The sequence below is a fragment of the Chloroflexota bacterium genome, from assembly GCA_016219275.1.
In the GTDB taxonomy this organism is placed as follows: domain Bacteria; phylum Chloroflexota; class Anaerolineae; order UBA4142; family UBA4142; genus JACRBM01.
In genome coordinates, this window is record JACRBM010000088.1 from 144,966 (window position 1) to 166,430 (window position 21,465).

The following is a 21,465-nucleotide window of genomic DNA, read 5'->3' on the forward strand; positions in this document are numbered from 1 at the left end:
TGTAAGACGTGATGCGTGATGCGTGATACGCAGTGTGGAATACGCAATACGGAATACGCTATATGTATTACGAATTGCGTATTGCGTAATCACGCATCACCTTTTTGAGGATGCGATGCTCAGGTTCGTCACGCTCGTTAGTTTGTTATTGATCGGTTGCTCGTCAACACAACCTCCGCTTGCCACACCCCAATCGAAAATCGGAAATCAAAAATCGAAAATGGATACCATGTCTCTCGATCAAAAAATCGGACAACTAATGCTCGTCGGTTTTGACGGCACAACCTTGACGCCGGAATTTCGCGCGGTGATTCAACAACTGCACATCGGCGGTGTGATTTTTTACGACCGCAATGTTGCATCGCCGACCCAGGTCGCGCAACTCAACGCCGATTTGCAAGCCGCCGCGCGCGACATGGGCGACCCTGCCTTGTTCACGACGATTGACCAGGAAGGCGGCGTCGTCGCGCGCTTGCGCGAGGACAAGGGTTTCACCGAGTTTCCCGGGCAAATGGCAATCGGCGCGACCGGCGACGCCGAAAACGCGCGGCGCATCGCGCGCGCGCTCAGCGCGGAACTGCTCGCGCTCGGTTTCAACATGGATCTCACGCCCGACCTCGACGTGAACAACAACGCGGTGAATCCGATCATCAGCACGCGCTCGTTCGGCTCCGATCCCATGCGCGTCGCCGAGTTTGGCGTCGCGTTCATCGAAGGAATGCAAGGCGCGGGCGTCATCGCGATTGGCAAACATTTTCCCGGGCATGGCGACACATCGGTGGATTCGCACGTCGCGCTCTCGTCCGTGCCGCACGACCGCGCGCGTTTAGAGTCGGTCGAGTTTCTACCGTTTCGCGCGGCGATGAAAAACAATCTCGCCGGGATCATGTCCGCGCACGTCACCTTTCCCGCGATTGATCCAACGCCGAAACTTGCCGCGACGCTTTCGCCGCGCGTGCTCACCGATTTGGTGCGCGGCGACATGCAGTACGACGGTCTCGTGATGACGGACGAGTTGACGATGGGCGCGCTCGCGACGAGCGGATATCCCGCGCCGCAAGCCGCAGTCGCCGCGCTACAAGCCGGCGCGGACATTTTGCTATTCCAAACCGGCTACACGATGCATCGCGACGCACACGCCGCGCTCGTGGACGCGGTGCGCCGCGGCGACATGCCCGAATCGCGCGTAGACGACGCGCTGCGGCGCGTGATGCGCGCGAAGGAACAGTTTGGGCTATTGACCGCCGACCGCCGACCGCCGACCGCCGATACCGTCGGTTCGATTGAGAATAAAACTCTTTCGCGTGAGGTCGCGCGGCAGGCGGTCACGCTCGTGCGCGATCAGGCGAATAACCTTGCGAAGGTTTCGAATTCTTCGCAAGGTTTGCTCGTCGTCGAAACCGGCGCGTACAAGTTGGGCAATCGCCTCGGCGCGACGACGATGCAAGTCAAAGCGCAGCCGACCCAAGCCGAAATCGTGAGCGTGAAACAAACCGCGCAGGATGGTCGTGTCGTCATCGTTGCGACGAGCGATGTCGCGAAGAATCCACAGCAAGTTGAACTCGTCAACGCGTTGCTCAAGCTGAACGCGCCGGTGATTGTCGTCGCGACGCGTTCGCCGTACGATTTGCTCGCGTTGCCGGACGCGCCGACGTACCTCGCGATCTACGGCGCGAATCCGCCGATGCTCGATGCGCTCGCCGATGTGTTGTCGGGCAAAATTAAAGCGCAAGGCAAATTGCCGGTCGAGTTGCCGGGGTTGTATCGCGTGGGAGATAGCGTACGATGACTAGTCGCGAGAATGCGGAACACCATACCTGGGGCGCGCAGCGCGGTCTAACGACGAATTCGAATTCATCGTCGGCTCGCAACCACCCAATCACGGCGACTGCGTGAATGCAAATTGAATTTTCACCGGAACCCCTTGCCCAACGCGCGTTTGTCCTGGCGCGTTTCGTACAAGACGACATGTTCGCATTGGTCGCGCAACTCGCGCGCGCGGCGATCCAGCTTGGCGGTGTACCGGCGGGCGCACCACACTGCACCGTGCAGTACCTCGACGGCGTAACCGATCTGAACGCGTTGCATCATCAGCTCGCTACGTATTGCCGTTCATTGCGCGCGTTCACGCTCCAAACTTTGCGCCTCGAAATTGGCACGAGTGCGCAATTGATTGACAGCAGTGTTGTTTGGCTGGCGGTTGAAAAGAGCGCCACACTTTATCGCCTCTACGACGACATCGGTGCGATCGCGCGCGCGCTGGGATTCACGACGCACGGTTTCACGCGCGATACCTGGATTCCACACATTTTTCTCGCGCGATTTTCCAACGGCAACGCGCCGCGTTTGATTCCACGCGATCCGACCATAGATCTTCAACTGCGCGTGCGCCGGCTCGACCTGACGCACCAACTCGGCGCGCAAGAGTACGAAAGGATCGCTTCCTTCGATTTGCCATGAACACGTTTTCGTTTCGCTCATTCGGTTTCGACGATACAAACCACCTCGCCGCGAGGTGGAATGCCGCGTGCGGCGCGAATCTCGCAATCAACGCGCGCTTTGTCGCGTACAACACACGCGTGCCCACTGGCGCGATCCAAGCCGGGCGTATCGCGTTGCGCGATGACGTGCCAATCGGTTTTATTCTCGCGAGTGCGTTGCCGAACGATCCGCAAACTTCGCCGCGCGAGGTCGGCTGGATTGACGCGCTCGCGGTTGCGCCGGAATTTCAACGTCGCGGCGTCGGCGGCGAATTGCTTGGGTGGGCGGAACGATGGTTGCGCGAGCAAGGATGCGCGCGCGCGCGCCTCGGCGGCGGGCTTTGTCCGTTCGCGCCCGGCTATCCGACCGAACTGGGCAACGTAGAATTTTTCACGCGACGCGGTTTTGTTGAACGCATCGGTAGTGCGCGTGTCTGGGACGTCGCGCGCGATCTGATCAACTACCCAACTATCCAACTATCTAAACCACCCAACGACCTAACCATCCGCCTTGCCGCTCACGACGACACCTCCTCGCTTCTCGAATTTCTTGCGCGCGAATTTCCGAATCGTTGGTATTATGAGTACAAAGAATTTCTGCGTACCGGTGGACGCATTACCGATTACCAATTACTACTTACCCGTTCCGTTATTACTGGCTTTGCGCGTTTGACTTTCGAAGATTCCGAACGACCCATTGAGCGATTTTACATGCACGGCTTGCCGCGACCCTGGGGACAACTCGGACCGCTGGGCGTGAGCAAGGACACGCGCGGCAAAGGGTACGGACGCGCGTTGCTCGACGCCACACTGAATCATCTGCGCGATCAAGGTGTGCGCGGCTGTGTGATTGACTGGACGGATCTGGTAGATTTCTATCGCAAGTTTGGATTCACGCCATACCGCGAGTATGCGATGCTCGCGAAAAATTTGTGAGGGACGCATGACGCGCGAGCAATTTATCAAACGCAAAATCAAAGCGTGGCAAAAGACGTTGCAATTGACCGACTGGACGATCACATTTGAACTGCGCGACCTGCCCGAAATGGAGCAAGGCATCACGTGGCGTTTCACCGAACGCACCGCGCACATTCAGTTCGCCAATCACACCGACCGCGCGCGGCTCGAAAAAGACATCGCACACGAGTTGAGTCATTTGATTCTCGCCAAGTTCGATCGCTATGTCGAGGACTGGGTGTGGCCCCGCCTGACGAAAAAAGAAAAACAAACGTACGGCGAAACACACAACAAGCTGCTCAACGAAGTGATTGACCACTATCTTAACGTCATTCGCGCGATGTAAACGCGCGCGTAGGGGCACGCCTGGTGCGTGCCCATTTGGGCGACCACAAGGGTCGCCCCTACGTGTTATGGAGACCGGATGAATTTCACCCCCATCGAAAATCTGATCCACGACCATCTCAACCGAACCTTTCCCGCCGCGCAACTCGTCATTCGCCAGCGCGGTATCGTTATCTACGAAAATGCGTTCGGCGTTCTCGATCCCGAACGAACCAACGAACCAACGAACGAACAAACTAAATTCGATTTCGCCTCAGTTTCAAAATTATTTACCGTCGCCGCGTTCATGACGTTCGTCGAGCAAGGTCGTATCGCGCTCGATCAACGCGTGTGCGATGTGTTGCCGGAATTTTCGGGCGCGCGCGCGATTGCGCCGTACCCCGATCCCCTCAAACCCGGTGCGTTCGTTGAGATTGTCCCAGCGAGCGATGCGCGCGCAGACGCGGGTACGATTACCTTTCGCAATTTGCTCGCGCACAATTCGGGTCTGCCCGCGTGGTTGCCGTTGTGGAAATCATCCAAGCGCGAGGAGCGGCGCATCATCGCGCTGACGTGCGATTTCGCGTACCCGACCGGCGCGCGCGTCGTCTACAGCGACATCGGCTTGATTCTGATTGGATTCGCACTCGAAGCGCTCGCGGGCAAATCGCTCGACGCAATCGTGCGCGAACGCGTGACCGCGCCGCTCGGTCTCGACTCGATTGGGTACGGACCGCTTCCGCCGGAGAACGTTGCGCCGACCGAATTTTACGCGCATCAAAATCGCCGGCTGCGCGGCGAGGTGCACGACGAAAACGCGTGGTCGCTCGGCGGCGTGGCGGGGCACGCCGGTGTATTCGGCAACGCGCGCGACCTTGCCGCGTTCGGCGAGGCATTGCGGACGCATCGCTTGCTCAAACGCGAAACGCTCGACGAGATGACGCGTTTGCAATCCCAGGATGGCGCGGTGCGACGCGGCATCGGCTTTGCGCTCTGGTCGCCCGATCCCGGCGCGGCGAGCAATCCGTTGAGCGAGCGCGCGTTCGGGCATCTCGGTTTCACCGGCACGTCGCTCTGGATGGATCCGACGCGCGATCTCGTGATTACGTGTCTCACAAATCGCGTGTACTATGGACGCGCGAACGCGGATGCGATTGGCGCGTTTCGGGTCGCGTTGCATCGAGCAGTGATAAAGGAATTGGACGCGGATTAACGCGGACAAGCGCGGATTTTTCGACAGTGTAGCAGCGTGACCGATTACAGACAGAATTTTTTACCGCAGAGGCGCAGAGAACGCGGAGAACGCCGAGTCTTTAGAAAAAATTTCTCTCTGCGCCCTCAGCGCTCTCCGCGTCTCTGCGGTAAATCCGATTTACGGTTGCAATGCTACAGTGTCGTTTTTTCTTGATGTGTACATCCTTCCAAGATCGAATGAAACGTCTGCTCTTTATTTTCACTCTTGCGGTTGTCGCCGATTTTGTGGCGATGAATTTCGCCCTTGTACCCACGCGCGCGGCGAGCGACTTGATCGTGTACGACGATGCGCTGCAAAACGGATTTCAGGATTGGAGTTGGGCGCCGCACTCGCTCACCAACACATCGCCGATTTCGATCGGCGTGCGTTCGATCAGCGTGTCGTTCGCGGGAAACTGGGATGGCGTGTGGTTCGTCAACCCAGGCGCGAACGTGGACACGTCGGCGTACACCGCGATTCAATTTGCGATTCACGGCGGGAGCGCCGGCGGACAAACGATGGAGATCAAAGCCGGCGCGGGCACAGCGTACCCAACTAATGCAGTGGACTTGAACGCGTACTTGCCCGGCGGCGCGGTCGCGAATCAATGGCGCGTCGTCACGATTCCACTTTCGGCGCTCGGCTTGCAAAACGCGTTGTTCGCGAATATCGCGTTTCAAAGCAAGGTCAATGCCGCGCAACCAACTTTTTATCTCGACGATATTCGCCTCGTCGCCGCGCTGACGCCGCCAGGATTCACTGCGACGATTCGCGTGGACGCGAACGCGTCGCCGCAAAATTTCGATTCGCGCGTCCTGGGTTCGAACTTGCCCGCGTGGCTCGGTCCCACGCGCTTTAACGACGCGACCGTTCGCGCGCGCACGATGGCATCGGGTGTTACGTTGATGCGGATTCCTGGCGGCAGTTGGAGCGATTCGTACGACTGGCTCGATTGCGAGAATGGCGGCGGCAATTGTTCGTGGGCGTCGCGCCCAACCGATTTTATCAACAGCTTGCGCGCGACCGGCAACGACGCGTTGTTCATCGTCAATGTGAACGACACGTCGAAAAAAGCCGCGGCGGCAGTCGCGTTCTTCAATTCGTACATCACCGACACGACGCCCATCGGCGTGGACATTCGCGGCACCGATTGGTACACCGCCGGGCATTGGGCGCAATTGCGCGCGAGTCACGGCAATGTCGCGCCGTTCAAAATTCGATACTGGGATTTCGGCAACGAGATTTACGGGAGCACGCCGACGACCGGCGGCGCGCTGTGCGCGTCGTACGGCTGGGAAAATGGTTGGACGTGCGATGGTACCGAGTACGTCAATGGCGTAGGCACGGGCGCGACGCGGCACGAGGGCTATCTCGAATTTCGCAACGCGATGCGCGCGGTAGACGCGACGATTCTCGTCGGCGCGGTCGGCGTGCCGGACGCGAGCAGTTGGTCGGACTGGGGCAACAAGGTCATCGCGGCGGCGGGCAACGCGCTCGATTTCTACATCGTCCACGAGTACGCGTTCTCGAACACGGTGACGGATTACAACGTGGTGCTCACCGAGCCGCACGGCAGATGGAACGCGATCAAAACGAATTTGCAAAACGCGTTCAACGCGAACGCCGGCGGTCGTCAAGCGCCGATCTTTGTGGACGAATACAATTTGTTCGCGGTGCAAGACGTGGACAATTCGCAACTGATGACGCGCGCGGTCAACGCGTTGTTCATCGCGGACACGCTTGGACAAATCGCGCAAAATAATTTCGCGACGGCGAATCAGTGGGACTTGATGAACGGCGCGGCGGCGAACGGGACCGATTTCGGTTTGATGAACGCGGATACGTACGCGCGTACGCCGCAGTATTATGTGTTTCCACTCTGGTCGCGTTTCGGCGCGCAGATGTTGCCGGTCACGACGACCTTGCCGGCGACGACGACGCTCAGCGTGTACGCCGGGCGCATCAACGCGCAAACCCTGTCGCTCATCGCGATCAACAAAACCGGATCGCCGATCACTGCGACGATTCAACTTGCCGGCGCGCCCTCGGTTATCAGCGGCACCGCCGATGTCGTACGCGCGAACGCGTTGAGCGATCAAGCTGTGACATTCAACGGCGTGAGCAATCCTTCGAACGATTTGTCGTCCGCGCCGCCGGCATCGTTGACCAGTCTGGGCAATCCGTTGACGTACACGTTCGCGCCGTACTCGATCACGTTGTTGCGAATGCAACTCGCGCCAACCTGGTCGCGATTGTTTCTGCCGTTCGTGATGCGGTGAAATCCGTAGGGCAAGTTTCCAACTTGCCGCATCTGTCTGGCGAGGCAAGATAGAATCTTGCCCTACATTTTGAGGCGTAATATGTCCAACGAACCGCGCGTCGGCGTCGCGCTCATCCTCGTACAAGACAAGCGGGTGCTGCTCGTTCAGCGCAAGGGCGTGCACGGCGAAGGCACGTGGTCAACGCCGGGCGGACATTTAGAATTCGGCGAATCGCCGGAGGAATGCGCCGCGCGCGAAGCGTTTGAAGAAGTCGGCGTTACCGCGCGCGACGTGAAATTTCGCGCGATGACGAACGATGTTTTTGAAACGACCGGCAAGCATTACATCACACTTTGGATGGAGTGCCGCCAGTTCTCCGACGAACCAAGAATCAACGCGCCGGCGGAAATCGCCGACCTGGGTTGGTTCGCGTGGGACGCTCTGCCGCAACCGCTTTTCCTGCCATTGCAAAATCTGCTTGCTGGCAAATGCTATCCGAAATAACTGCATTACCCACGAAGAGCACGAAGGACACGAATAATTTTCCTTCGTGGACTTGTGTCCTTTGTGGGGAAAATTTGTATTGGGGTTTTATCATGAATGAGTATCTGAAATCGAATCGCGAATTGTGGAACACCTGGACGCGCGTCCACGTCAAATCAAAAATGTACGATGTCGAGGGATTCAAGCGCGGCGACAATCGGCTCGACGCGGTTGTGCGCGCCGGACTCGGCGACGTGCGCGGCAAATCGTTGTTGCATTTGCAATGCCATTTTGGACTCGACACATTGAACTGGGCGCGGCTCGGCGCGCGCGTGACCGGCGCGGATTTTTCGGAAGAAGCGATCACGACCGCGCGCGCATTGGCGCGTGAGGTTGGACTCGACGCGAATTTTGTGTGTGCGAACATTTACGATTTGCCGAACGCGCTCGACGACAAGTTTGACATCGTGTTCACCTCGCATGGCGTGCTTTCGTGGTTGCCCGATTTGAACGCGTGGGGGCGCGTCATCGCGCATTTCTTGAAACCGGGCGGCACGTTCTTCATCGCTGAAGGACATCCGGCCGCGTACATCTTCGACGACGATAACCCGAATGATTTGCGCGTGCGTTATCCGTACTTTCACACCGATGCGCCAGGCACGTCCCAGGTTCACGGCTCGTACGCCGACCGCGACGCGGATGTACATTGCGTCGAGTACTGGTGGGCGTTCAGTATCGGCGATGTGATCAACGCATTGACGCGCGCGGGCTTGCGTATCGAATCGCTCGACGAGTTTCCATACAACACGTGGCAAATGTATCCGTTCATGGAACAGGACGCGGAAGGTTGGTGGCGCTTGCCCGCGCGATTTCCGGCGTTGCCGTTGATGTTCGCGTTGCGGGCGACGGCTGAGGACAGACCGCAGACTGCCGAGGGAAATTGATGGACGAAAATTTGCAATCATCAGCGGTCGGCGGTCAGCAGTCGCGCGTAGCGGTTGTCGGCATTGACGCCGGCGGCACGCACTCGCGCGCATGGCTGGCGAACGAACGCGGCGACATTCTTGGCAAGGGCGAAGCGGGACCGGGTAATCCGCACGTCGGCGGCACGGATGCGGCGCGCCGCGAAATCCTAACCGCGATTCAACGCGCGTGCGATGACGCGCGTATCGAAAAGCAAACAATTGCCGCCGCGTGTCTCGGCATCGCCGGGGTTGCGCGCCCGGACGAACGCGCGGATTGGACAACCTGGGCGCGCGAATTTATCGCGCCGCGCATCGCGATGTGCAACGACGGCGAAATCGTCATCGCGGCGGGCACGCCGGAAAATTGGGGTGTTGCGCTGATTGCCGGCACCGGCTCGTCCGCGTGGGGCAAAGCGCGTGACGGACGACGCGCGCGCGCGGGTGGCTGGGGCTGGCTTATCGGCGACGAAGGCAGCGGATTCGAAATGGCGCGGCACGCCTTGCGCGCGGCATCCCAAGCCGCGGACGGACGTGGCGAGCCGACGCGCTTGGGCGATGCGATTCTCGCGTTTTGGAATTTGCGCGAGCCGCAAGACCTCATCGCGCGCGTGTATCGGTCGGGTTTGAAGAACGCGGACATTGCCGCGCTTGCGAGCGTCGTCGTGCGCGTCGCAGACGAAGGCGATGCGGTCGCGCACAAGTTGATTGACGACGCGGGCGCATCGCTCGCCATCGCGATTGGCGCGGTCGCGCGTTCTTTGCAAATCGAACGCGTCGCGATTCCGCTCGCGCTCACCGGCGGCTTGTTGCTCGATGCGCCCGGCGTACGCGAACGCTTGTTCGCCTCCGCGCGCGAACGTGGATTCAACTTTGCGCCGGTCACACTCGTTCACGACCCAGTTCTCGGCGCGGTTCGCCTCGCGCTGGAATTATTGGGACGCGGATAAACGCGGATGGACGCGGATTTTATTTTATCTGCGTTCATCCGCGCTCGTCCGCGTCGAATCCTGGGAGAAACCATGACCAGTATTTTAAGGGCGGAAATTTACGAACAGGGCGATGCGCTCGCGCGATTCCTCGACGCGGAATCGGCGAACGTCGCGCGCATCGCGGAAAAAATTCGGCAGAGCAACATCGAGTCCATCACGATTGCCGCGCGCGGCACCTCGGACAACGCGGCGACGTACGGCAAGTACGTGTTCGCGTCGTTCAATCGTTTGCCGGTCGCGCTCGCGACACCGTCGCTCTACACAGTGTATCGTACGCCGCCGCGCCTCGCCCACACGCTCGTCATCGGCATTTCGCAATCGGGCGAATCGCCGGACATTCTCGCGGTGCTCGAAGAAGCGAAACGCCAAGGTGCGCCGACGCTCGCGATCACGAACTCGGTGGATTCGCCGTTCGCGCGTACCGCCGACGATGTGATTTTGCAACACGCCGGCGTCGAGAAAACGGTCGGCGCGACCAAAACGTACACGACCCAGTTGTGCGCGCTCGCGTTGCTCTCCGTGTCGCTCGCGAACGATGCGACGCGTCGCCGCGAGTTGGACAAGGTACCCGATGCTGTGAGACACGCGTTGTCGGTGGATGCGCTTGCCGAACCGATTGCCGCGCGGTGGCGCGAGGCGAACGCCGCGCTCGTGATTGGACGCGGTTACAATTATGCGACCGCGTTCGAGATCGCGCTCAAGATGAAAGAACTTGCGTACGTGCTCGCCGAGCCATTCTCGTCCGCCGATTTCATGCACGGACCGATCGCGGTCGTGCAAGACCAATTCCCAGTCGTCGTGATCGCGCCGCGCGGCAAGGTGTGCGACGATTTGATCGCGACCGCGCGCCAATTGCAAGCCAAGGGCGCGGATGTCGTGATGATTTCGGATGCGCCCGAAGCGCGCGCGCTCGGCGATGCGTCGCTCGCGTTGCCCGGTGCGCTTCCCGAATGGCTCTCGCCGTTGTACGCGGTCATCCCAGGTCAGTTGCTCGCGTTGCATCTCACAGTGGCGAAAGGGATTGACCCCGATCATCCGCGCGGTTTGAAAAAAGTGACGCGCACGATGTGAGAAATTTTCATCACAGAAAGCGCTGTGTTTCAAATTTTCTTTCTTGGTGAACTCGGTGTTCGCCGTGGCGAAAACGCCGGCGTTAAGGTTTTGTTAGACCTTGAGCGTGTTTGACCCAGAGTCCCTTGACAGTCGCCTAGCGCGGTGCTAATATCATCGCGCACATGTTTCGTGACGATCGCGAAACGTAACTTCTCATGAAAGGGAGACTTTGAAATGGCACACCAATTACCCGCGCTACCGTATTCGTTTGACGCACTGGAACCGCACATTGATGCGCGCACGATGGAAATTCATCACGGCAAGCATCACGCCGCGTACGTGACCAACCTCAACGCGGCGCTCGAAAAATATCCCAACCTCCAAGGCAAAAGTATTGAAGCGTTGTTGAAAGAAATCAACAGCGTGCCCGAAGACATTCGCACGGCAGTCCGCAACAATGGCGGCGGTCACATGAATCACACCATGTTCTGGGAAATCATGGGACCGAAAGCCGGCGGCGAACCGACGGGCGCGCTCGCGGACGCGATCAATAAATCGTTCGGCAGTTTCGCCGCGTTCAAAGAACAACTGGCGAAAGCAGGGATGGGACGTTTCGGCAGTGGTTGGGCGTGGCTCATCAACAAGGGCGGCGCGCTCTCGATTGAAAGCACTGCCAATCAAGACCAGCCGATTATGGACGGCAAGATTGCGATCCTGGGTGTGGACGTGTGGGAACACGCGTACTATCTCAAATATCAGAATCGCCGCGCCGATTACATCGCGGCGTGGTGGAACGTGGTGAACTGGAACGAGGTCGCGCGACGTTTCGCGGCAAAGTAAGCTGACCCAGGTTCGCATGGGCGAGGAAATGAAATAGAAAAGGCACGACCAGGAATGAGGAATTGGGCAGGTCTAATTCCTCATTACCTTTTTTCGAGTTGGGAGGGACGATGACGACCACCTTTGCCGATAGCGCGACCCAAACGCAAATGCAACACCGCGCGCTCGGTCTGAGCGACGAGCACGCGTTGGAGATGTACTGGAACATGCTGCTCGCGCGTCGGCTCGACGAGCGGATGTGGATTTTGCATCGCCAGCACCAGGTCGCGTTTCATATTTCCGGAATTGGGCACGAAGCCGCGCAGGTGGGTGCGGCGTTCGCACTGAAAAAAGGACACGACTGGGCGCATCCGTACTATCGCGATATGGCGCTCGTCCTCACGCTCGGCGTGACGCCGCGCGAGTTGATGCTCGCGTTGTTTGGCAAGCAAGGCGAAATTTCTTCCGGCGCGCGCCAGATGCCGGCGCATTTCAGTCATCGTGCGCTCAACATCGTGACCGGATCGAGTCCGGTCGCGACCCAGATTCCGCAAGCCGCCGGCATTGCGTTCGCGATCAAATACAAACGCACCGACCAAGTCGTGCTCACGTGCTTTGGCGAAGGTTCGACCGCCGAAGGCGATTTTCACGAAGGGCTGAACTGGGCGAGCATTCATAAATTGCCGGTCGTTTTTCTCTGCGAGAACAATCAGTACGCGATTTCGGTGCCGACGACGAAACAGATGGCAGTGCCGAACGTCGCGGATCGAGCGTTGGCGTATGGTATTCCCGGCATCATCGCGGATGGCAACGATGTGCTTGACACGTATCGCGTGGTGCGCGACGCGGTCGAACGCGCGCGGCGTGGTGAAGGCGCGACGCTCGTCGAAGCGAAAACGTACCGCCCGGTGCCGCACTCGTCCGACGACGATGATCGCACGTACCGTTCGCGTGAAGAAGTGGAAGAGTGGAAACGCAAAGACCCAATCTTGCGAATGCGGCAGTACCTTGAAAGCGTCAAATTGTTGAACGAAGCGAAGGCGCAAGAGTACGACGCACGCGCCAAGCAGGTGGTGGACGACGCGGAACAATTCGCGCGCAATGCGCCGCTGCCGCGACCGGAATTTGCGCTGGAAAACGTCTGGGGTGAGTTGTCAAAGGCGTAATTGGTAAATGGTAATTACCAATTACCATTTACTCCTGCGAGTAAACGTATGCCAGTCTTGACTAACATCGAAGCCGTGACGCGCACGTTGCAAGAAGAGATGCGGCGCGATCCAAATATTTTCATCACCGGCGAAGATGTCGGCGTGCGCGGCGGCGTGTTTCGCGCGACGAAAGGATTGATCGAAGAATTTGGCGACGCGCGCGTCGTGGACTCGCCGCTCGCGGAACTTTCGATTGTCGCGGTCGGCATCGGCGCGGCGTTGTACGGTTTGCGTCCCGTGTCCGAAATTCAATTTGCCGATTTTATCGCGCCGGCGTTCAACCAGATCGTCAACGAAGCCGCGCGCATTCGTTATCGCTCGAACGGCGCGTGGACGTGTCCGCTCGTGATGCGGACGCCGTACGGCGGCGGCGTCAGCGGCGGGTTATATCATTCGCAATCCATCGAGGCGACCTACGCGCACATCCCAGGTCTCTATGTCGTCGCGCCGAGCACGCCGCGCGATACGGTGGGTATGCTTCGTTACGCGTTGCGCGTGGACGACCCAGTTTTGTTTCTCGAACACAAAAAAGCGTACCGTCTCATCAAGGGCGACGTGCCCGACGAGTACTACACGATTCCGTTTGGCAAAGCCGACGTGAAACGCGCGGGCACGGACTTGACCGTGATCGCATACGGCTTGATGATGCACTATGCGCTCGACGCGGCGGAGCGCGTTGCGCGCGATGGCATCAGCGTCGAAGTGATTGATCCGCGCACGCTCAATCCGCTCGATAAAGAAACGATTCTCGCGTCGGTGAAGAAAACGAGCAAGGCGTTGATCGTGTACGAAGACAATCTCACACTCGGCGTCGGCGCGGAAATCGCGGCGATCATCGCGAGCGACGCGTTCGAGTGGCTCGACGCGCCGGTGATGCGCGTCGCCGCGCCGGATATTCCGGCAGTGCCGTTCAGCCAACCGATGCAAGATTTCTTCATGCCGAACGCGGACAAGATCGAAGCGGCGATCCGCAAGTTAGCGGCGTATTGAGTCGTCAGTCGCCAGTCAACAGTAGACAGTCTGATTTTACTGTTGACTGTTGCCTGGCGACTGTTGACTGTCTACTGGAGAGACAATGGCAACCAACGTCGTAATGCCCCAACTCGGCGAAAGCGTCATCGAAGGCACGATTGGCAAATGGTACAAACAAGTCGGCGATTCGATCGAACAGTACGAATCCATCATGGAAGTCATCACCGATAAAGTGACGACGGAAATTCCCTCGCCTGCGTCCGGCACGCTGTTGGAAATTCGCGTGCCCGAAGGTGCGACAGTCAACGCGGGGACGATTCTCGCCGTGATTGGCGCGGCAGACGAACGAGTTCCCTCAGTACCCTCAGTTCTCTCCGTACCTGCGACCTCTGCGCTTGCCACGATGCCTGCGGCAACGCGCGCCACCACCTCGCGCCTCACTCCTGTTGTTGCGCGCATGATCGCGGAAAACAAAATCACCGATGTGGAACTCGCGACGATCCCCGGCACGGGCGAAGGCGGGCGCATTTCGAAAAAAGATGTCGAGGCATTTGTGGCGCGCCGATCTTCTGCATCGCCAATGCTTCCTCCGTCAAAACCTGGGAATGGAAATGAACTGCCACCCTGGGAACAACCTGGGACGGGTGAGTTGTTTCGACCGACTGAAGAGGTGTTTGGCAAACCTCCACCCCCTGCCCCACCCCCATCAAGGACAGGGGAGGAAAGCGAGGTTGTCCCCCTCTCGCCGATTCGCCGCGCGATTGCGGAACACATGGTGCGCTCGAAACAAATCGCGCCGCACGTGACGACGGTACACGAAGCGGACATGTCGCGCGTCATGGCGTACCACAAAGCGCACGAAGCCGAGTTCGCCAAGCAAGGTGTGAAACTGACGTACACCGCGTTCTTTGTCCAAGCCGCCATCGCCGCGCTCAAAGCATTTCCGATTGTCAACGCGTCGTACACCGCGCAGGGCATCGTACTGAAACGCGATGTGAACATCGGCATCGCGGTCGCGCTGGACGAGGGCTTGATCGTGCCGGTCGTCAAACGCGCGGACGAAAAAAGTTTGCTCGGCATCGCGCGCGCGGTGAACGACCTCGCGACGCGCGCGCGTGAAAAACGCCTGCAACCGGACGAGGTGCAGGGTGGCACGTTCACGCTCACGAACTATGGTGTGTTCGGTTCGCTGTTCGGCACGCCGGTCATCAACCAGCCGCAATCCGCGATCATGGGCGTCGGCGCGATTCAGAAACGCGCCATCGTGGTCAACGACGCGATTGCGATTCGCTCGATGATCTATCTCGCGCTCACGTTCGATCATCGTTTGCTCGACGGCGCGGTTGGCGACCAGTTTATGAACCGAGTGAAAAAATTTTTGGAAGAACATCCTGAAGTGTGAATATCGAAACCCGCCTGATTCGTCAGACGGGTTTCTTGTTGCGCGCGGATTATTTTGCGTTTATACTTGCGGTGTGGACAACGTAAAACAAGATGAATCCAGCGAGTCACCGCGCGATCCTCCGACGCAAGAGGAATTAATCTGGCGCGCCCGCGAAGACGTTTGCCCAATGTGTGGCAACGCGATGGCGCTCGTCAATGGTTTTTATCGCTGTCGCGTGTGCGGCTACAAGGAATCGTGTTGCTGGGTATGAAAGCGCGTTGCGCGATTGGAATCCTCACGTGCCTGCTCGCGCTCGTGATGTTCGCGCCGCGCGCAACGTACGGCGCATCGCCCATCGTCTCCACGCGGTTTGCGATCATCGGCGATTTCGGCTTGGCGGGCGCGGCGGAGAACGACGTCGCGAATCTCGTCACGAGTTGGAATCCGGAATTCATCGCGACAGTGGGCGACAACAATTATCCGCTCGGCGCGGCGGCGACGATTGACGCGAACATCGGACAGTACTATCACGATTTCATCGCGCCGTACACCGGCAGTTATGGTGCGGGCGCGGCGACGAATCGTTTCTATCCCACACCGGGCAATCACGATTGGTACACCGCGAACGCGCAACCGTACCTCGATTATTTCACGCTTCCCGGCAATGAACGCTATTACGATTTCGTCTGGGGCAACGTTCACTTGTTCATGCTCGACAGCGACGCGAACGAACCGGACGGTATCACGAGCGTTTCAACACAGGCAACCTGGTTGCAATCCCGGCTTGGCGCTTCGACCGCGCGCTGGAAGTTAGTGCTGTTGCATCACGCGCCGTATTCATCGTCCAGCGCGCATGGCTCGAATCCAACGCTGCAGTGGAACTATGCCGGCTGGGGCGCAAGCGCGGTGATTGCCGGACACGATCACACGTACGAACGCATCTTGAAAAATGGATTGCCGTACTTTGTGAATGGTTTGGGTGGATACCCAGGTATCTATGGTTTCAAGGCGACGCCCGAAACGGGGAGCGCGGTTCGGTACAACGCGGATTTTGGCGCGCTGCGCGTGTCCGCCAGCGATGCGAACATCACGTTTGAATTCATCAATCGCGCTGGCGCGGTCATTGATACGTACTCGTTGAACAAGGTGTACTATTTTCCACTCATTGCACGATAGGACATCACGATGAAGAAAACTGGGTTGAGCGCGACGATTGTTTTACTTGTACTTGGATTGATCTTGTTCGGTTTGCCGAACATAACCCAGGTCGCGGCGCAACGACCGCGCGGCGCGCAACTCGCCGCGCCGGTCAAGCCGGTCTCGTTCGACGGCGATGTGCGCGCGTTGCCGCGTCCGCGCGCGCCGGAAGCCGCGATCGAAATGCCGCGCCCGCGTCGCGCGACGACGACGCTGCCAACTCTGCGCGCGCTGACCGATCCTGTACGCCAACGTACATCGAACGCTCCGCGCGCGGCAACGTCGCCGCTCCGCAGTTTCAAGGGACTCGACCGCGTGAACTGGGGTGCCGGTTGGCCCTCCGATCCGAACGGCGATGTCGGACCGAATCATTACATCCAAATGGTCAACACGTCGGTCGGCATTTACGCGAAAGATGGAACGCAACTCGCGGCGTTTCGACTCAACACATTTTTCAGCAACGCGCCTGCGCCGTGCAACACGAGTAATCGCGGCGACGTGATCGTGCTGTACGACGCATCGGTGGATCGGTGGATCGTCAGCGATTTCGCGTGGACCAACATTGACAATGGACCGTACTATGAGTGCATCGCGGTCTCCAAGACCGGCGATCCCGTGTCGGGTGGATGGTGGCAGTACGCCTTGCTCGCGCATTCCAGTTTCTTGAACGATTATCCCAAACTGGGTGTGTGGCGCGATGGCATCTACATGTCGGCGAATCTGTTCGATATTTTCGGCGGCGGCGCATTTGGCATTGACGAAGGGATTCGCGTGTGGGCGCTCAATCGCAACGAGTTGATCAACGGGTCAACCCTCAACGCGGTTTATTTCGATCTTGCGCCCGGGTACAACACGCTTTTGCCGGCAAATGTGCGCGGCGCGATGCCGCCCGGCGGTACGCCGGAATTTTTCGCGACGATCCGCGAATCCAACGCGTTCGTGTTTTGGAAATTTGCCGCCGACTGGAATACGCCGCTCAATTCGACATTCACCGGTCCCATCACGCGGACGGTCGCGGATTTTGTGATGCCGTGCGGTGCGGCGACGATCTATGCGTGTGTGCCGCAACTCAACGGCGAGGGGTTGGACGGACTGGGGGATCGCTTGATGATGCAGTTGCAGTACCGCAACATCGCGGGCACAGAATCATTGTGGGCGAATCACACCGTTGCCGCCGACGCGAACGTCGGCACACCGACCGGCATTCGCTGGTACGAGATTCGCGATCCCAACGGCGCGGCGAGTGTGTATCAGCAAAGCACGTTTCAACCCGATTCCAATTATCGTTGGATGGGGGGGCTGGCGGTGGATCAATTCGGCAACATGGCGCTGGGTTACAGTGTTTCGTCCGCGAGCATGTATCCGGCGATTCGTTACACGGGGCGACTCGCGAGCGATCCGCTCAACACGTTGACCCAGGGTGAGATTTCGCTGATCGATGGAACGGGCGCGCAGATCAACGGTTTCAATCGCTGGGGCGATTACTCGGCGATGACCGTTGACCCGGTAGACGATTGCACGTTCTGGTACACGAATCAATACTATGAAACGACGAGCAATCTTTGGCAAACGCGCATCGGCTCATTCATGTTGCCCGGTTGTCCACACATCTACTATTTGATTCCGATTCTCAAGAACGAGATACCGCATTGATGGGGAACGCGCCGGCGAGCGTTCTCTACATCAATATGCGCGATTATGCTTGTTGCGCCAACGCGCGCAACTGCACGTACCCGTCATCGCCGATCACGCGGCGCAACTCGGTTTCGAATTGCTCGAACAGCCAGTGTTCTTGATCGGACTCGACGAGGCATGTGTCGTATGCCTTGATGTCAACTCCGATCTCGGTGACATTGATGGCAATGTCAATCAAGGTCAACGGGAACATCCGGCAAAAGTACGGCTTGAGTTCTTCGATCTTGATGCCGTGTTCCAGCGCGTACGAGTGGATCGCGCACAATTTGTTCCGCATCCGAAACCAACAATGTTCATGCGGCGTATCGGGCTGATACACGGGAGTCGAGAGATAGGACGGACGCGACAAATCCCACTTGGCAAAATCGAACGGCTCGACCAAGTACGGTTGAAGTGCGTCGCCGAGCTGGACGATGCGTTGCGCGTCGTAGAGCGTCAGAAAGACACCTTCCGCGCAACAGTCGGCGCTGCAGGTGTTGTCTGTGCAGTGTCTCCGCAATTTGCGTTTCTCGATGAATTCGGGAGAAAGACGATGAGGACCGATCAAGATAGGCATAGTGCTCCAGTAGTTAGAATGATGTTGAGCGTACGATGGCGCACATTATAAGGAAAATCATCGGCGCGTCAAACGAAATCAACGTGACAACAGGGCGCGGTTGATTTCGCGCGCCAAGCCAGGACCGCGATAGACCAAGCCGGTGTACACTTGAATCAAGTGTGCGCCGGCGTTTAATTTCTCAATCGCATCGCGCGCGCGCGCGATGCCGCCCACGCCGATGATCGGCAACTTGCCGTCAGTGCGTTCCGCGATGTACCGAATCACTTGCGTTGCGCGCACGCGTAACGGCGCGCCGCTCAGTCCGCCGGTTTCATTCACGCGATTCGAAACACCGTCGCGGCTCAAGGTCGTGTTCGTCGCGATGACGCCGTCCACGCCGGCATCGCGAATCGCGGACAGCACATCGTCAATCTCGGCATCGTTCAAGTCCGGCGCGATCTTGACGAGGAGTGGCACGCGCGGCGACAATTGATTGCGCGTCGCGACGACCGCGCGAAGCAAATCGCGAATCGCCTCGCGTGATTGCAACTGGCGCAAACCCGGCGTGTTCGGACTGCTCACGTTGATCGCGACGTAATCGGCTTGCGAATGCATGTGGCGCAACAATTCACAGTATTCGTCCGCCGCGCGTTCGAGCGGCGTTTCCTTGTTCTTGCCGATGTTCACGCCGATTCGCGCATCCGTGCGCGCGAGTTTCAGCGCGTCCACCCCGTCGCTCGGAAAACCCATGCGATTGATCAACGCGTTCGATTCAGGAATGCGAAAAATGCGCGGGCGCGGATTCCCAGGTTGTGGTCGCAGGGTCACGGTGCCGACTTCGATGTGACCAAAGCCGAGCGCGTTCAATCCCCGCACCGCGATGCCGTTCTTGTCGTACCCCGCCGCGAGTCCGACCGGATTTTTGAACTGGACGCCGAACGCTTCGACAAGCAGACGCGGATCGTTGACCTCGAACATCGCGCGGAGCAACGCGCGCGTCGGCGCAAAATCGCCACCACAGCGCAACAATCCCAGCGTGAGGTGATGCGCTTGTTCGGGGTCAAGTCGAAAAAGGAGCGAACGGAAGAGTGAGTAGTTCATCGTAGAGCTCGAGTTCCGTTTGAAGATGGAAACGAGGGAAATAAGGGAAACACCGATTCCTTGAGTTCCCTCTGTTCCCTTATTTCCCTCATCTCCTTCATTTCCTTTTTGCAACAAATGCTTTCACTTGCTCGTACTGTTCGGCGGTAATCGCGTTCGTGTTGCGCCATTCTTCGAGCAATTCGGAAATCGTCGTGACGGCGTGGAGTTGATAACCGCGCGCGCCGAGCATTTCGCGCGCGCCTTGCTCGCGATCAATCAACACGATAATGTCGCGCACGCGCAAACCTGCGCTCGTCAGTTTTTCAATCGCCTCGATTTTCGTGTCGCCGGTCGTCGCGAGATCGTCAATCACCGCGATGGTTTCGCCTGCGCGATATTCGCCCTCGATGGTCGCGCGCGTGCCGTACTCTTTCGCTTCGCGCCGCGCGTAGATGAGCGGACGCTTCATCGCGAGCGAGACCGCCGTTGCAATCGGCAAGCCGGCGTACGGAATGCCGGCAAGGCGATCAAATTGCAACGCGCGTAATTTTTCCGCGTACGCGCGCGCGACGCGTTGCAAAATTTCCGGATGGGTGATGAGTCGTCGCAAATCGAGATAGATCGGCGAGACCATCCCAGACTTGAGTGTGAATGCGCCGAACCGCACACACTCGGATGTGATGAGATCGCGCGCAAGCACTCCCACCCCTACCCCGCTTGCGCGCCGCTCCGCAGGGGAGGGAGAACGTTGAGCATTGATTTCATCGCGGAGTTTTTGCGCGGCGGCGCGCGGGTCGGGCGCGTTCGCGATGGCGCGCGAGACGTTGATGAGCAACCCCAGTCCATCCGCGCGCAGACCGGCTTGGAGCGTGCGTTGCAAATCGCCGCCCTGCGCGCCGATGCCTGGGACGAGAAACCACAGGTCGGGCGCGATGGCGCGCACACGCGCGAGACTCGCCGGGTCGGTTGCGCCGACGACCAAGCCCATGTTGCCCGGCGCGTTCCACGTTTGCGCGCGTTCGGCGACGATTTCGTAGAGCGCGCGCCCATCTACGTCGAGCGATTGAAACTCGTCCGCGCCGGGGTTCGACGTTTTGCACAGCACGAATGCGCCGCGTTCCGGTCGCGCGAGGAATGGCGCGAGCGCATCGCCGCCGAGGTACGGACTAACCGTGAGCGCGTGCGCGCCGAGCGTGTCGAACGTCGCGCGCGCGTACGCGTCCGCCGTGTCCGCAATGTCGCCGCGTTTCGCGTCGAGAATCACCGGGATGCCGGCTGGCACGCGCGCGATCACGTCGCGCAACGCGGCGATGCCCTCCGCGCCCCATACTTCAAAGAACGCGCTGTTCGGCTTGAACGCCGCGGTAAATTCCGCCGTCGCGTCAATCAAGCGAAAACATTCATCGCGCAATGCCGTGACATCGCGCGCGCGCGGATCGAGACCGACGCAGAGGAGCGAGTTCGCGGCGACAACGCGCGCGGTGAGAAAATCGATAAAGTTCATGCGCCACCTACTCAATTACGCAATACGCAATAGTACTTTACGAGTGAAATGTTTGCACAAAAAGCAAAGATTATTGGACGCAGATGGACGCAGATGAACGCAGATAAATTTTTTCTGCGCTTGTCTGCGCTCGTCCGCGTCCCATCCATATTCCTTGATTGATTTCGGCTTGTCCGAGTTAGTTCTTGTTGGAAAATTCAGTTTTGAGCATGACGTTTGCGGTGCCGCCGCTTGTGCAGTGTTCGGGCAATGACGACCAAGTTAGCGACCAAGATGCCCCAGCCGACCCAGCGCTCAAAGCCATCCGCGCCGTGATACG

19 protein-coding genes are annotated in these 21,465 nt (G+C 58.8%); 16 read left to right on the plus strand and 3 right to left on the minus strand.

Annotated features, from left to right (window positions below; translation table 11 throughout):
* Positions 1 to 115 precede the first annotated feature (115 nt).
* The 16 genes from nagZ to HY868_24135 all read left to right on the plus strand — a co-directional run bounded on the left by nagZ (position 116) and on the right by HY868_24135 (position 17,979).
* Positions 116 to 1,789, plus strand: a complete 1,674-nt coding sequence (nagZ, locus tag HY868_24060) for a beta-N-acetylhexosaminidase (protein MBI5305227.1) — start codon at positions 116 to 118, stop codon at positions 1,787 to 1,789.
* Between the two features lie 107 nt (positions 1,790 to 1,896).
* A complete protein-coding gene (locus HY868_24065; protein ID MBI5305228.1) occupies positions 1,897 to 2,460 on the plus strand; it encodes a 2'-5' RNA ligase family protein in 564 nt (187 codons plus the stop codon).
* Entirely contained in the window at positions 2,457 to 3,416 is a 960-nt protein-coding gene (locus tag HY868_24070; GenBank protein ID MBI5305229.1) for a GNAT family N-acetyltransferase, read from the plus strand. The genes HY868_24065 and HY868_24070 overlap by 4 nt, the downstream gene beginning before the upstream one ends.
* Positions 3,417 to 3,423: 7 nt before the next feature.
* The gene (locus HY868_24075) at positions 3,424 to 3,783 is read left to right on the plus strand and encodes a hypothetical protein (protein ID MBI5305230.1); all 360 of its coding nucleotides are present in this window, start codon (positions 3,424 to 3,426) and stop codon (positions 3,781 to 3,783) included.
* 78 nt (positions 3,784 to 3,861) lie between these two features.
* Positions 3,862 to 4,974, plus strand: a complete 1,113-nt coding sequence (locus HY868_24080; protein ID MBI5305231.1) for a serine hydrolase — start codon at positions 3,862 to 3,864, stop codon at positions 4,972 to 4,974.
* 218 nt (positions 4,975 to 5,192) lie between these two features.
* Positions 5,193 to 7,274 carry an alpha-L-arabinofuranosidase gene (locus HY868_24085; protein MBI5305232.1) on the plus strand — a complete coding sequence of 694 codons (2,082 nt, stop codon included), beginning with the start codon at positions 5,193 to 5,195 and terminating at the stop codon, positions 7,272 to 7,274.
* A gap of 81 nt (positions 7,275 to 7,355) precedes the next feature.
* A complete protein-coding gene (locus HY868_24090) occupies positions 7,356 to 7,760 on the plus strand; it encodes an NUDIX domain-containing protein (GenBank protein ID MBI5305233.1) in 405 nt (134 codons plus the stop codon).
* A 92-nt stretch (positions 7,761 to 7,852) separates the two neighbouring features.
* Positions 7,853 to 8,683 carry a class I SAM-dependent methyltransferase gene (locus HY868_24095; protein MBI5305234.1) on the plus strand — a complete coding sequence of 277 codons (831 nt, stop codon included), beginning with the start codon at positions 7,853 to 7,855 and terminating at the stop codon, positions 8,681 to 8,683.
* Positions 8,683 to 9,651 (plus strand): hypothetical protein, encoded by a 969-nt coding sequence (locus HY868_24100; protein ID MBI5305235.1) that lies wholly within the window; start codon positions 8,683 to 8,685, stop codon positions 9,649 to 9,651. Before HY868_24095 ends, HY868_24100 begins: the two co-directional genes overlap by 1 nt.
* A 72-nt stretch (positions 9,652 to 9,723) precedes the next feature.
* Positions 9,724 to 10,764 (plus strand): SIS domain-containing protein, encoded by a 1,041-nt coding sequence (locus tag HY868_24105; GenBank protein ID MBI5305236.1) that lies wholly within the window; start codon positions 9,724 to 9,726, stop codon positions 10,762 to 10,764.
* A gap of 216 nt (positions 10,765 to 10,980) precedes the next feature.
* Positions 10,981 to 11,586, plus strand: coding sequence for a superoxide dismutase (locus tag HY868_24110; GenBank protein ID MBI5305237.1), 606 nt, complete (start codon positions 10,981 to 10,983; stop codon positions 11,584 to 11,586).
* A gap of 110 nt (positions 11,587 to 11,696) precedes the next feature.
* Positions 11,697 to 12,731 carry a thiamine pyrophosphate-dependent dehydrogenase E1 component subunit alpha gene (locus HY868_24115; protein MBI5305238.1) on the plus strand — a complete coding sequence of 345 codons (1,035 nt, stop codon included), beginning with the start codon at positions 11,697 to 11,699 and terminating at the stop codon, positions 12,729 to 12,731.
* Between the two features lie 48 nt (positions 12,732 to 12,779).
* Positions 12,780 to 13,763: an alpha-ketoacid dehydrogenase subunit beta gene (locus tag HY868_24120; GenBank protein MBI5305239.1), complete on the plus strand. Its 984-nt coding sequence runs from the start codon at positions 12,780 to 12,782 to the stop codon at positions 13,761 to 13,763.
* A gap of 85 nt (positions 13,764 to 13,848) precedes the next feature.
* Complete coding sequence (locus HY868_24125; GenBank protein MBI5305240.1) at positions 13,849 to 15,147, plus strand: 2-oxo acid dehydrogenase subunit E2; 1,299 nt, start codon at positions 13,849 to 13,851, stop codon at positions 15,145 to 15,147.
* A gap of 162 nt (positions 15,148 to 15,309) precedes the next feature.
* Complete coding sequence (locus tag HY868_24130) at positions 15,310 to 16,305, plus strand: metallophosphoesterase (GenBank protein MBI5305241.1); 996 nt, start codon at positions 15,310 to 15,312, stop codon at positions 16,303 to 16,305.
* Between the two features lie 9 nt (positions 16,306 to 16,314).
* Positions 16,315 to 17,979, plus strand: coding sequence for a hypothetical protein (locus HY868_24135; GenBank protein ID MBI5305242.1), 1,665 nt, complete (start codon positions 16,315 to 16,317; stop codon positions 17,977 to 17,979).
* Positions 17,980 to 18,022: 43 nt separating this feature from the next.
* Here the strand turns inward: HY868_24135 and HY868_24140 are convergent, their stop codons facing one another.
* From HY868_24140 to pyrF, 3 genes are all read right to left on the minus strand, one after another.
* On the minus strand, positions 18,023 to 18,577 hold the full coding sequence (locus tag HY868_24140) for a hypothetical protein (protein MBI5305243.1): 555 nt from the start codon (positions 18,575 to 18,577) through the stop codon (positions 18,023 to 18,025).
* Between the two features lie 78 nt (positions 18,578 to 18,655).
* The gene (locus HY868_24145) at positions 18,656 to 19,660 is read right to left on the minus strand and encodes a quinone-dependent dihydroorotate dehydrogenase (protein MBI5305244.1); all 1,005 of its coding nucleotides are present in this window, start codon (positions 19,658 to 19,660) and stop codon (positions 18,656 to 18,658) included.
* A 97-nt stretch (positions 19,661 to 19,757) separates the two neighbouring features.
* Entirely contained in the window at positions 19,758 to 21,146 is a 1,389-nt protein-coding gene (gene pyrF, locus HY868_24150) for an orotidine-5'-phosphate decarboxylase (GenBank protein ID MBI5305245.1), read from the minus strand.
* Positions 21,147 to 21,465: the final 319 nt, after the last annotated feature.